A 12,527-nucleotide genomic window follows, 5' to 3' on the forward strand; every position below is an offset into this window, starting at 1 on the left:
GCACAGCCTCGTTACGAGCCCAGGCTGCAGTTCCTCCAGCCACGACATCGTCTGACAATGAAAGCCATTCTCTAACGGATCAAGCCTATATCGAGTTCCTGCGTGCGTGGCGTACTGCAGAGGCGGGTGGCCACGCTGAGGCACTTGCCACTCTGGCGAGAAGTCTAAAATTGCAGCAGCAGAATGCTCCTGCGGCCGATCTTGCCTTTCAACAACTCGTATCTCAGCGCAGCCCCGCGCATCTCACGTTGCACGGTCATACCGGGAGCATCTTAGCGACTGCATATTCGCGTGATGGCAAAAAGATTCTCACCAGTTCGAGCGATCACACGGTACGCATCTGGAATGCGGCAGATGGGAAGCTACTCACCCCACCGCTTCAACACCACGACGATGTAACAGCAATCGCGTTCAGCCAGGATGGCAGGTATGTCGCAACCGGGAGTGGCGAATCTGTGCAGGTCTGGGATGCTGAGTCAGGCAAAGCGATCGGAACAGCGATGAAGACTCTCGATGAGCCGGTAACTCTCGCGTTCAGTCCAGACGACAAGCTCCTCGCAACCGGAACTGAAGAAGGGCGGCTTGACGCCTGGAACTGGTCTACCGGCGAGCCTCTCTTCCCCTTCGTCAAATATCACGAGGGAGTGAACACGGTTCAGTTCAGTCCCGACGGAACACACCTGCTTGCATCTACCGGAGATGACCTATCCGATCAAATTGATCCAAGGACCGGCAAGCGCCTAAACGCTCCGATGCGACAGAGCAACATCGCCTTCAATGGAGAGTACAGCGAGGATGGAAAACTAATTGTCACCTCAAATCATGGTGGCTTGGCGATGTTGTGGAACGCAGCAACAGGTATGAAGACGGGAATAAGCTTCAAGCATGCTGCTTCCATCCCGGTGACCCGATTCAGTCCCGATGCGCGCCGTGTGGTGACTGCCTCGTTTGACCACACGGCGCGCGTCTGGAGCACAACAACAGGCGAAGCGATCACATCTTCTTTAGAACATGGAAGCATCGTGCAGGACGCCAGATTCAACTACGACGGCAAACTCGTCGCCACCCTCGCCGGCGACAAAATTGTAAGAGTCTGGGACGCGAAGACTGGCGAGCTCGTTCTTGCTCCGATCAAGACAAAGGCGGGCGTCACGTCCATGGCCTTTTCTCCCGTCGCTAACTCGCTGCTGGTCGCCTCTGTGGATGGTTCTGTAGAGATCTATGACATGCCACCGCAGGAGAATGCCCCTGCATGGATCTCACTCCTGACGCAGTATGCTGCGTCGCGAACCAAATATAACCAATCCATCAAGGTGGATCTGAATGCTGTCCGTCAGCTACGGACCGAGCTTCTTAGCTCCAAAGAAATGGATGCGTGGAGCCGCTTTGGCCGCTGGTATTTCACCGAGGATGATGTGTTACCCGTGTCGCCATGGAGCACCTTTACGATGTCCGACTACATCGATGCACTGGTTGCACAGGGTGATTGGGAGTCGTTGGACTATGCAATCAACCTGTCTCGTCAGAATCCCGTTTGGATGAAGAAAGCGGTCGCTGCCCGTAAGAAATTGCCACCGCAAGCCGTCAAACCGGCCACAAAAGAAGATAAAGATTAAGGTGCAGCCGTAAACTCAACTCTCAGTAAAGCGAGCGGATTGCGGTTGATCCGTGACTCTACCTGGCGTCATTGATCAACTCCCATATTCGCGCCAGGTGGTGATCGTCGTGCTCGGCAACAAAGTATAAGTGGTCCAGCAGCCGCATCGGCATCTTCAAACGCGGATGCGGAATCGCTTGAGCAAAAGGCGATTCGTCCAATTCAGCCACACGCTGAAGCAGCTTCTCTCTAGCGGTACGGAACTCAATCAAAATTTGTTCCAACGGCCGCGTATTGTGGTTTGCTTCGTCGGTCTTTCGATTCGCCAGATCTGTCGGCGTAAGTTGCTGGCTGGATTTTACGTAGTCGTCTACTCGCGCTAGCCAAAGTCCCTCGAGATCAACCAGGTGACCAGCATGCTCTTGAGCCGACCACCTGCCTTCTACCTTCTCGATCAGAATTTTGTCGGGACGGCCGCGCAAAGTCTCTTCGAGCCGGGCAGGAGTGCCGCGTAAACGTGCCGACAGATTCGGCAATATCTCCACAGAAAATGAAAATACAAACTGGCGTTCAAACCAGACTGGCACCTTACTCATGGTCTAGCCTCTAGAGATGTCAAATAAGGGTGGCGCTCGAAGATAGGATTATCGTCAATATATTCATCTTCTATCTCGAGCTTTGGTGGTTGAGGGAGCGACAATCCCTTCCGCAGTCTACCAACATTACAAACTGACGGATCAACAGCGGAACACTGTTCAAAAATGGACAGCCTTTTGGGCCGATGGACAATCCAGGCGTAAATTGCATTGCTAATGCATTGATAAATAAGGCCGAAGAGTGGTCGTCCAAATGCTCCTATCTCCATAGAATGGACATCTCAAGACCAGATATCAGACAAAAAAAGGTGCGTCGACAGTGGCTCACTGTCGCAGCCGCGGTGGTTGCTCTCGCGGGAATAGCAATATTCGTCATGCGTCTAAAACCAGCCGCACCGGTGGTGGAACGGGCGGCGGTGTGGACAGACACCGTTAAGCGCGGTCCGCTCCTGCGTCAGGTTCGGGGACCAGGGACATTGGTTCCTCGAGAGGACAAGATCCGCCTGATTCCAGCCGAAACGGAGGCGACCGTGGTGCGCATCCGCGTGCTGCCCGGAGCAAAGGTGGAACCAGATACGCTGCTGATGGACCTGGTGGATCCGCAGGTGCAGCAGGAGCTGCTTGACGCTCAACTGCAGTTGAAGGCAGCGCAGGCAGACTACACCAACACGGTGGCAAAGCTACAGAGTGACCTCATGACGCAGAAGGCCTCGGCGGCGACAGTAAGTGCGGATCACAATCAAGCGAAACTACAAGCAGCAACAGATAAGAGCCTGTATGACCTGGGCGTAATTAGTGGATTGACCTTTAGTGCCTCCAAGGGCAAGGCAGATGAGCTGACGACTCGCAACGACCTGGAAAAGCAGCGCCTGGTTCTCAACGAAAAGGCAATTGAGACACAACTAGCCGTCCAGCAAACGAAGGTGGCTCAGGCACAAGCCCTGCTCGGACTGAAGCAAAAGCAACTGGACGCACTGAGTGTCCGGGCCGGAATCAGCGGGGTGCTGGTCGATCTGCCGCACCAGGTCGGAGAGCACGTCGCTCCCGGAACGACCCTGGCTAAGGTAGTTCAACCGGATCAGCTCAAGGCAAGCCTGAAGATTGCGGAGACGCAGGCGCGCGATATCCAGATCGGCCAGCCGGCCGAAGTCGATACCCATAACGGCGTCATCTCTGGAAAAGTAATGAGAATTGATCCCGCAGTACAGAACGGAACCGTCACCGTCGACGTAGAACTTGCAGGCGCGCTGCCTCAAGGGGCGCGCCCGGACCTGAGCGTAGACGGGACTATCGATCTGGACCGAATGACGGATGTCCTGTTTGTCGGGCGGCCGGCATTCGGAAACGAGAACAGCACGATCAGCCTCTTCAAACTCGGCCCGGATGGCAAGACAGCAGTTCGAGTGCCGGTCAAAGTTGGCCGCGCCTCTGTAAACAGTATTCAGTTGCTCGAAGGACTACAGGATGGCGACACTGTCATCTTGTCGGACATGAGCCGCTGGGACAATACCGATAGGATTCGCCTGGAATAGGCAAGGAGAGAGACGATGACAGAATCGATGATCCACATTGAGCAGATGACCAAGGTTTTCTACACGGATGAGATTGAGACCCACGCTCTCTCTGGCATTCACCTCACCATCAACCGCGGGGAGTACGTCGCGATGTCCGGACCATCGGGCTGCGGGAAGTCCACGCTGCTCTCGATCATCGGCCTGTTGGATACACCGACAGGGGGCCAGTACACGCTGAACGGAAGAGAGGTCGCAAATCTGAACTTCGCTGACCGCTCGCGGATCCGTAATCAAGAGATCGGCTTTATCTTTCAGAGCTTCAACCTTATCGGCGACCTGACGGTAGCGGAGAACGTAGAGCTCCCACTGACGTATCGCGCCGGCATGCCATCTGCGGAGCGCAAGCGGCGTGTGCAGGAGTCCCTGGAGCGGGTCAATATGGCCCATCGAATGCGCCACTACCCGGCACAACTCTCCGGCGGTCAGCAGCAGCGCGTGGCTGTGGCGAGAGCATTGGCAGGCTCCCCGTCCATTCTTCTGGCAGACGAGCCGACCGGAAACCTGGACTCCAAGAACGGAGAAGCCGTCATGAAATTGCTGCAAGAGCTGCACGACGAGGGCGCGACCATTTGCATGGTGACTCATGATCCACGCTTTGCAGCACACGCAGAGCGGCAGATACATCTGTTCGATGGCAAGGTCGTAGCGGAGGGCGAGCTCTCCGGGCTCCTGGCAGAGGTGGAGGGGTGATGGGACGCATCATCCAGGACGTACGCTACGCCCTGCGGCAGTTGCGGAAGGCTCCGGGATTTACGCTCACGGCGATTCTGACATTGGCCCTGGGGATTGGAGCGAACGCTGCTATCTTTACGCTGGTTCACGCGGTCTTGCTGCGCAACCTTCCGGTTGTCGATCCAAAGGCACTCGTACGGGTGGGCGACACCGATGACTGCTGCGATATCGAGGGAACCCCGGATCACAACGACTACTCGCTCTTTTCGTACGATCTCTACCTGCATTTGAAAGCAAATGCGCCGGAGTTCGAACAGTTGGCTGCCGTGCAGGCTGGGTTAGGCAACGGGTCCTTGACGACTCGCATCAGTAAGCCCGGCGCGTTGTCCAAAGCTCTTAGTGGAGAGTACGTCAGCGGAAATTTCTTCCAGACTCTGGGCCTGCAGCCACTTATCGGGCGCTTGATACAACCATCCGATGATGTACATGGAGCTCCCATGGTAGCGGTAATGAGTTACCGAACCTGGCAGAGGGAGTACGCACAGGATCCAAGCGTGGTGGGAAGCACCTTTGCGCTGAATACACACTCCGTGACCATCATCGGAGTTACGCCCTCAGGCTTTTACGGCGACCGAATGACGGATGTTCCACCGGACTTTTATCTTCCGATCAATCTTGAACCAGTGATGGGACAAAGCTCGATCCTGCACCAGCAGAACCTGAACTGGGTGTATGTGATAGGACGTATAAAGCCAGGCACCCAGCTTGGCCCACTCCAGGCGAGGATGAGCGGCAACCTGCGGCAATTCCTTTCCACACTCGATCTATACAAAAAAGCTGACCAGCAAAAGAATCTGACCGAATCTCATCTAGTGCTGTCGCCCGGCGGGGCTGGTATCGAGAACATGCAGCAATCGTATGCGAGCGGGCTCAAGCTCCTGATGGCGATCTCCGCTCTCGTGTTGCTGATCGCATGCGCCAATATAGCCAACCTGGTATTGGTCCGAGGAATGGCTCGTCGTGCGGAGACCTCTGTTCGAATGGCACTGGGAGCGCAACGGCGGCGTGTCATCCAGCAGATGCTCACCGAGAGTGTTGTGCTCTCATGCTTGGGCGGGATAGCCGGACTTGTGGTGGCCTACATGGGAACGCGAACACTCCTTGCGCTGGCATTTCCGAACTCGCCCAATCTGCCCATTACACCCGATCCTTCGCCTGTCGTGATGGGATTCGCCTTTGGTCTTTCGCTCCTCACAGGGCTGGTCTTTGGCGTTGCACCAGCATGGGTCACCTCCCACTCAGAACCTGCGGAGGCCCTGGGCGGCTCGAATCGTTCGACGAGAGACCACTCTTCCCTGCTACAGCGTTCCTTAGTTGTGCTCCAAGCGGCGTTGTCGTTAGTGCTACTGGTAGGAGCAGGACTTCTCTCCAAAAGTTTGAACAAATTGGAGCACCAGCACTTTGGTTTGCAGACCAAAAATCGCGTGATCATCCATATCAGTCCCGAGAATGCAGGTTATAAAGTCGGCCAGCTACAGGCTCTCTATGACCAGATCGAGCAGCGTTTCCATGCATTGCCCGGAGTAGAACGAGTTGCTTTGTCGCTGTATACGCCAATGGAAAGCGGCAGTTGGGGTGAGGCAGTTGCCATTCAAGGAAGACCCGAAGCCGGACCGAATGTATCTGTGGGATCGATGTTTGTCAGAGTTGGGCCGGAGTTCTTCGACATCGTCGGCCAACACGTCTTACGTGGCAGAGGAATCACGGCGCAGGATACCGCGGCTTCTCCCCCCATCGCAGTAGTGAATCAGGCCTTCGTGAAGAAGTTTTTCACGAACGGGGAAGATCCATTACGAAAACATTTTGGCACCTTCGGGGTGAAGAGCTCGAACGATTTCGAGATTGTAGGTGTAGTAAATGACGCCAAGTACGACAATACGCGGCGGCCATCTCGAGCGATGCACTTTCGGCCTCTGCTACAACCGACCCCAACGTTCGATCCAGGAGATGGCCGTTCGCTCTATGCGGGAGCGATCATGTTGCAGACCAAAGGACAGATAGAAGGCCTCGAGTCACAGGCGAGAAAGATCCTGGCCAGCATCGACCCGAACCTTCCAGTCGTAAACTTTACGACCTTTGACGACCAGATCGCCGGACAGTTCGGGCAGGAACGCCTCATCGCGCGGCTCACGCTGATCTTCGGAGTCCTCGCCTTAGCCCTCGCCTCTATCGGACTCTACGGAGTAACAGCCTACACAGTGGCTCACCGGACCTCAGAGATCGGCATCCGCATGGCGTTGGGCGCAGCTCGCGGCAGCGTCGTCGGCATGGTCCTGCGTGAAGCGATGCTCCAAGCAGGACTAGGTCTGGCCATAGGAATTCCTGTAGCACTCTTGTGTGCTCGCTTCGTAAAGTCCCGACTGTACGGCGTGGAGAGCCACGATCTAAGCATATTGACGTTCGCGATATTTACCCTGGCGGTCTCCGCATGTGTTGCCGGATGGATCCCGGCACGGCGCGCCGCATCGACAGATCCTATGAATGCATTGCGAACGGAGTAGAGACGATGATTGAACTGAAAAACCTTGAGCGCAGCTATAAAACAGGAGCTACTGAGACCTGGGTGCTGCGGCGAATCAACCTGATGATCCGGGAGGGCGAGTTTGTAACCGTAATGGGTCCATCCGGAGCCGGAAAATCTTCTCTGCTGAACATTCTCGCCATGCTCGACGATCAGTGGAAGGGCGAGTTTTACTTCGATGGAGATGCCGTACATGGCCTGAATCGCAAACAGCGTGCCCAACTTGCAAGGATGAGAATCGGGATGGTCTTCCAGAGCTATCACCTTCTGGATGAGTTGACCGTGGCAGAGAACATCGACCTGCCACTCTCATATAAAGACATCCCAAAGGCGCAACGCCAGAGCCTGGTAGCTGACACACTGGACCGTTTCAACATCGTTGGCAAGAAAGACCTCTATCCGAGCCAGCTCTCTGGAGGACAACAACAACTCGTGGGAATCGCTCGAGCTGTCATCCACAAGCCTGCCCTGTTGCTGGCCGATGAACCAACAGGAAATCTGCACTCCGCGCAGGCGAAAGAGATTATGGAGATGTTCCGCAAGCTAAACGAAGAGGGCACAACCATCGTGCAGGTAACCCACTCCGAGGTAAATGCCGAATACGGCTCAAGAACCATCGAGCTGCGAGATGGTTGGCTCTCCAAGGACACCGCCGGGATGGCTGCGCATGGGGTATCGGCGTGAATGTTGAAGGGATACTGATGGCAGTGCACTATCTTCTGCTGATGATCGGCAGTTACGTCGCTCTGGTACGTGGATTTGTGCGCCTGATTCATCTACTGACTTCCTTGGCGTTTCTTGCGGCTGTGTGTTGCAGTCCTGACCTCCAGGCTCAAACTGCATCCGCCCAACAGCCCGCTCTACGGCTCGATATCCCCCACTCCAACAATCCTCTGGGAGCGTACCGTGCGACGCTGGTGCCAAAGCCAAACCTTGCGAACTCCAACCGCATCAATAGCCTGATCCAGGATGGCGTACTAAAGCTCTCACTCAACGATGCAATCTCGCTGGCTCTGGAGAACAATCTGGATCTCGCCATCGCCCGTTACAACATACCGATTGCGCAAGCCGACATCCTGCGCACCCAGGCGGGGGGAACCTTCCGCGGTGTAAATACAGGTGTCGTGCAAAATACCCCTGGCGGCGGTGTTGGAGGCTTCGGATCAGGTTCAAGCGGCGCCGGAGCAGGGGGAACCTCGGGCGGAGCTGGAGGCGCTGGATCAGGTGCCTCCGGACTCGTGCAATCGACCCTGGGCACCGGCACCAACGTATCTCCTTACGACCCTACGATCACCGGCGCACTAAACAATGAGCACTACACGCAACCACTTTCAAACACCTCGACGTATGGCACCCAGACATTAAAGTCGAACACCACCAACGGCAACATCACCTACACTCAGGCGTTTCCAACCGGCACAACGTTCACGGGCAGCTTCATCAACAGCCGCGAGGCGAATAACAGCCCGTTCAGCATCTTGAATCCAACCTTGAACTCTTACTATCGAGTGCTCTTTCAACAGCAGTTGCTGGCAGGATTTGGACTCGGACCAAACTTACGATTTTTGCGAATTGCAAAGAACAACCAAAAGATCTCCGACGAAGCCTTCCGACTTCAGGTGGAGACGACGGTCACGCAGATCGCCAACATGTACTGGGACCTTGTAGCCGCCTATGAAGATGAACAGGTCAAGAGCCGCTCGCTCGACTTCGCAAAACAGTCGCTCGACAGCGGACAGAAGCAGCTGGCTCTGCAGGCCATCCCTGCTATGGACGTTCTGAAGGACGAGGCCGAAGTAGCCAACCGGGAGCAGGACCTCACCATCGCCAAGACGACCTTGCAATTCCAAGAGCTGCTGATCAAAAATGCGCTGACGAAGAACCTGGACGACTCCGTGCTGGAGGCGATGCCGGTCCGCCCCACCGACCTCAGCGCCATGCAGCAGAGTGAAGAGTCTGGCCCAACGGAGGATCTGATCGCACGGGCGCTGCGCGACAGAATCGAACTCCACGAATCGATCATCGACCTGGATAGCCGCCAACTGAGCAGAATTGCAGCGCGAAACGCCCTCCTTCCGCAGGTGGCCGCCACCGCGTTCTACGGCGGCACCGGACTCGCCGGCATACAGAATCCGATCTCCAACACCGCCTCCACAGCGCCATTGGATTTCCCGGGAGCAGTATCCCATGCATTCAATAACTCCGCGCCCGACTACTATCTGGGCTTATCGGTCAACATCCCGCTCCGAAATCGTGTAGCCAAAAGCGACCAATATCGTGCGGAACTTGAGACCCGGCAGTCCGAGCTACGCCTCCAGCAGCTCAAAAAGCAGATCCGCATCGAGGTACGCAACGCCCAGTACGCTCTAGTGCAGAGCAAGGCACGGGTAGAGTCCGCAAAAAAAGCTAGGGACCTGGCCCAGAAGACATTCGATATCATGACCAAGGAACAGGAACTAGGAGCTGGCTCGAACTATCAGACCCTGACAGCCCGTCGCGATCTCGCCGCAGCCGAGTCTGCCCTGGTCGCGGCGATGACCGCATACCAGAAGGCAAAGATTGAGGTCGACCGGGCGATCGGCGCTACACTCGATGCAAACTCGATCTCTATAGAATCAGCAAAGACAGGAATCGCTCCGGAGGCCAAGCCGTAGCGACTGGGGCACAGACGCGATGCAGACGATACAAACAGGAACGGCGGAGCCGAAGCCTAAGCTGGAGGAGACTCCGTGCCGCCTCCTAATCGCCGACGATCAGCCTCACATCCTAGAAGCGCTTCGGCTTCTGCTCGACCCCGAAGGGTATCTGCTGGAGATGGTACGCACCCCGACCATGGTGTTGAACTCTCTGGCTCACGAGAGCTTCGACGGTCTTCTAGTCGACCTTAACTACACCCGCGACACGACCTCCGGACAAGAGGGATTGGAGCTTGTATCGCGAGTGAAGGAGATCGACCCGCAGCTTCCTATCGTGGTAATGACGGCGTGGGGCAATATTGACCTGGCCGTCGAGGCGATGCGCCGCGGAGCAGGCGACTTCATCCAGAAGCCGTGGGAGAATGCCCGGCTGCTCAGTGTGCTCAAGAATCAACTGGAGCTACACCGCAGCCGCAAGCAGGCGCAGTGGCTGGAGGCTGAGAATCGTATCCTGCGCGCGCCGGGCGCTCCAGACTTTATCGCGTCGGCTCCATCCATGCGGCCAGTGTTGGAGGCAATGGCGCGGGTAGGTCCTTCGGATGCAAGCGTTCTGATCACCGGCGAACACGGTACCGGCAAGGAAGTAGTCGCACAGACGCTACACCGTCTCTCCCTAAGGGCCGACCGTACTTTAGTCGCGGTCAATACCGGCGCTCTGCCGGAAGGCACCTTTGAGAGCGAACTCTTCGGGCATGTCAAAGGCGCCTTCACCGACGCTCGCGGAGACCGCATCGGACGCTTTGAGCTGGCCCATGGGGGAACCTTGTTCCTGGATGAGATCGCGAACGTCCCCATACGGCAGCAGGCCAAGCTCCTGCGCGTTCTGGAGACAGGAGAGATCGACCGTGTCGGATCCTCCAAGACCAAAAAGGTAGACGTGCGAATGCTCTCTGCGACCAACGCGGATCTGCGAGCGGAGTGTGCCGCCGGGAGATTTCGCGAGGATCTCATGTTCCGTTTAAACACGGTCGAGATCAGCCTGCCCCCGCTGCGGGAACGGCGGGAAGATATTCCGGCTCTGGCTGCGTACTTCCTCGACCGATACGCCACGCGCTACCGCCGCCCGATCCAAGGGCTGGAGACCCCAGCGCTACAAGCAATGCTGCAGCATACTTGGCCCGGCAATGTAAGAGAACTCGACCACACCATCGAGCGCGCCGTTCTCATGGCACGCGGCGAACGCATCTCCATTGGAGACCTCGGGTTATTTGCACCAAAGGCAGCAGCACAGAGCCTGGATGAGATGAGCCTCGAGACAGTGGAAGAGATCCTGATCCGCAAAGCACTAACCCGCACCAACGGCAACGTAAGTCACGCGGCTGACGCGCTGGGTTTGAGCCGGGGAGCGCTCTATCGTCGGATCGAGAAGTATGGCATCTGAGCCCCAGCCGTCACCGAATCCGGTAGCTCCGCAGCGCAAGCGTCTCCCCCTCGGCCGGTCACGGCGCAGACTGAGCTTCGAACTTCAATTGAGAATATGGCTGTCTCTGATGGGACTGCCGGTCCTCATCTTGTGCCTGGGCCTCTGCCGCCGATACGAAGCACCCTGGTCCGTCACGCTGATTTGGACGATCGTTGCCGTCGTTGGATGGTCAATATGCGTATCGATATTCCTGGAACAGATCGTCCGTCCTCTGCAAACCCTGGCAAACGTAGTGGCGGCACTGCGAGAAGATGACTACTCATTTCGTGCTCGCGGGGCCCGAAGAAACGATGCAATGGGCGATCTCGCACTGGAGGTCAATGCATTGGCTGGAATGCTTCAGGCACAGCGTGCGAGCGCCCTGGAGGCCATGGCACTGGTAGAACGCGTCATGGAGGCTATGCAGTCCCCTGTTCTGGCGTTTGATCCTGTGGGCCGCCTGCAGTTGCTGAACCCCGCAGGCGAACACGTCTTCGGTCTGCGATCTGTAACCTCCATAGGTAAATCGGCGAGCGAGTTGAAGCTGGACTATCTGCTCTCCACCAACGACGGCGAGCTGGTATCTCCCGGCTCACACGCAAACCCGCAAACGGATCGCTGGTTCGTAAAGCGAACCTCCTTCCGGCTTCGCGGCGTTCAACACTCGCTCCTGATGCTCTCGGACGTAAGTGCGGCGTTGCGAGAAGAAGAGCGGCAGGCTTGGGAACGGCTCATCCGCGTACTGGGTCACGAGATCAACAACTCCTTAACCCCGATCAAATCCATCGCCGGAAGTCTACGCGGACGTCTCACGCCAGCGGACACAGGCGGCGACTTCGAGCGCGGCCTTGCAGTGATCGAGGATCGTGCAGAATCGTTGAACCGCTTTCTACAGGCCTATCGGCAGCTTATGGGTCTCCCGGTTCCCAAGCTCGCTCCTATCTCTTTAGCGGATCTCATGGAGCGAGTCATCCATCTGGAGACGCGCCTTAGAGTGCAGATGCTGGATTCAAAGGACCAGACGATATACGTCGATGCAGATCAGATTCAACAGGCTCTAATCAACCTCGTACGAAACGCAACAGAAGCCGCACTGCATCAGGACGCCCCTCACCAGGCGGTTCCGTTAGTGCAGGCAGGTTGGCAGACCGTTGGCGATGAAGTTGTTATCTCGATCCTCGATAACGGTCCCGGTCTGTCCAACGAAAGCAATCTCTTTGTCCCCTTCTATACAACGAAGCCCGGAGGCACCGGGATCGGGCTGGTTCTAGCCCAGCAGATAGCCGAAGCTCATCGCGGCAAGGTCCGTCTTATAAATCAACTTGAAAGATCCGGCTGTATCGCAGAGCTCCGTCTCCCTATAAGCCCAGGCGAAGGACTTTAAGAGCTAACTCGGAGCGGATTCTGGT

The 12,527-nt window shown here is 56.6% G+C and carries 9 protein-coding genes; 8 read left to right on the forward strand and 1 reads right to left on the reverse strand.

Annotation, left to right across the window (positions count from 1 at the left end; genetic code table 11):
• Positions 1–170: 170 nt before the first annotated feature.
• A complete protein-coding gene (locus tag HB393_RS06145; protein ID WP_213804278.1) occupies positions 171–1,616 on the forward strand; it encodes a WD40 repeat domain-containing protein in 1,446 nt (481 codons plus the stop codon).
• Between the two features lie 58 nt (positions 1,617–1,674).
• Here the strand turns inward: HB393_RS06145 and HB393_RS06150 are convergent, their stop codons facing one another.
• The gene (locus HB393_RS06150) at positions 1,675–2,193 is read right to left on the reverse strand and encodes a DinB family protein (RefSeq protein ID WP_213804279.1); all 519 of its coding nucleotides are present in this window, start codon (positions 2,191–2,193) and stop codon (positions 1,675–1,677) included.
• 272 nt (positions 2,194–2,465) lie between these two features.
• On the opposite strand from HB393_RS06150, the gene HB393_RS06155 reads away from it, so the two are divergent.
• The 7 genes from HB393_RS06155 to HB393_RS06185 all read left to right on the forward strand — a co-directional run bounded on the left by HB393_RS06155 (position 2,466) and on the right by HB393_RS06185 (position 12,502).
• Positions 2,466–3,725, forward strand: a complete 1,260-nt coding sequence (locus tag HB393_RS06155) for an efflux RND transporter periplasmic adaptor subunit (protein WP_213804280.1) — start codon at positions 2,466–2,468, stop codon at positions 3,723–3,725.
• 15 nt (positions 3,726–3,740) lie between these two features.
• Positions 3,741–4,457: an ABC transporter ATP-binding protein gene (locus HB393_RS06160; protein ID WP_213804281.1), complete on the forward strand. Its 717-nt coding sequence runs from the start codon at positions 3,741–3,743 to the stop codon at positions 4,455–4,457.
• Positions 4,457–7,000: an ABC transporter permease gene (locus HB393_RS06165; RefSeq protein WP_213804282.1), complete on the forward strand. Its 2,544-nt coding sequence runs from the start codon at positions 4,457–4,459 to the stop codon at positions 6,998–7,000. The genes HB393_RS06160 and HB393_RS06165 overlap by 1 nt, the downstream gene beginning before the upstream one ends.
• Positions 7,001–7,005: 5 nt before the next feature.
• Entirely contained in the window at positions 7,006–7,704 is a 699-nt protein-coding gene (locus HB393_RS06170; RefSeq protein ID WP_213804283.1) for an ABC transporter ATP-binding protein, read from the forward strand.
• Between the two features lie 17 nt (positions 7,705–7,721).
• Positions 7,722–9,674, forward strand: a complete 1,953-nt coding sequence (locus HB393_RS06175; RefSeq protein ID WP_255550852.1) for a TolC family protein — start codon at positions 7,722–7,724, stop codon at positions 9,672–9,674.
• A gap of 19 nt (positions 9,675–9,693) precedes the next feature.
• Positions 9,694–11,097, forward strand: a complete 1,404-nt coding sequence (locus HB393_RS06180) for a sigma-54 dependent transcriptional regulator (protein WP_213804284.1) — start codon at positions 9,694–9,696, stop codon at positions 11,095–11,097.
• Positions 11,098–11,434: 337 nt separating this feature from the next.
• On the forward strand, positions 11,435–12,502 hold the full coding sequence (locus HB393_RS06185; RefSeq protein ID WP_255550853.1) for an ATP-binding protein: 1,068 nt from the start codon (positions 11,435–11,437) through the stop codon (positions 12,500–12,502).
• Positions 12,503–12,527 lie beyond the last annotated feature (25 nt).

Source organism: Granulicella sp. dw_53, from assembly GCF_018449545.1.
GTDB lineage: Bacteria > Acidobacteriota > Terriglobia > Terriglobales > Acidobacteriaceae > Edaphobacter.

Coding starts and splice junctions, on each gene's coding strand:
- HB393_RS06150 (WP_213804279.1), bottom strand. CDS start 2,193: ATGAGTAAGGTGCCAGTCTGGTTTGAACGCCAGTTTGTATTTTCATTT.
- HB393_RS06155 (WP_213804280.1), top strand. CDS start 2,466: ATGGACATCTCAAGACCAGATATCAGACAAAAAAAGGTGCGTCGACAG.
- HB393_RS06160 (WP_213804281.1), top strand. CDS start 3,741: ATGACAGAATCGATGATCCACATTGAGCAGATGACCAAGGTTTTCTAC.
- HB393_RS06165 (WP_213804282.1), top strand. CDS start 4,457: ATGGGACGCATCATCCAGGACGTACGCTACGCCCTGCGGCAGTTGCGG.
- HB393_RS06170 (WP_213804283.1), top strand. CDS start 7,006: ATGATTGAACTGAAAAACCTTGAGCGCAGCTATAAAACAGGAGCTACT.
- HB393_RS06175 (WP_255550852.1), top strand. CDS start 7,722: ATGGCAGTGCACTATCTTCTGCTGATGATCGGCAGTTACGTCGCTCTG.
- HB393_RS06180 (WP_213804284.1), top strand. CDS start 9,694: ATGCAGACGATACAAACAGGAACGGCGGAGCCGAAGCCTAAGCTGGAG.
- HB393_RS06185 (WP_255550853.1), top strand. CDS start 11,435: ATGGGCGATCTCGCACTGGAGGTCAATGCATTGGCTGGAATGCTTCAG.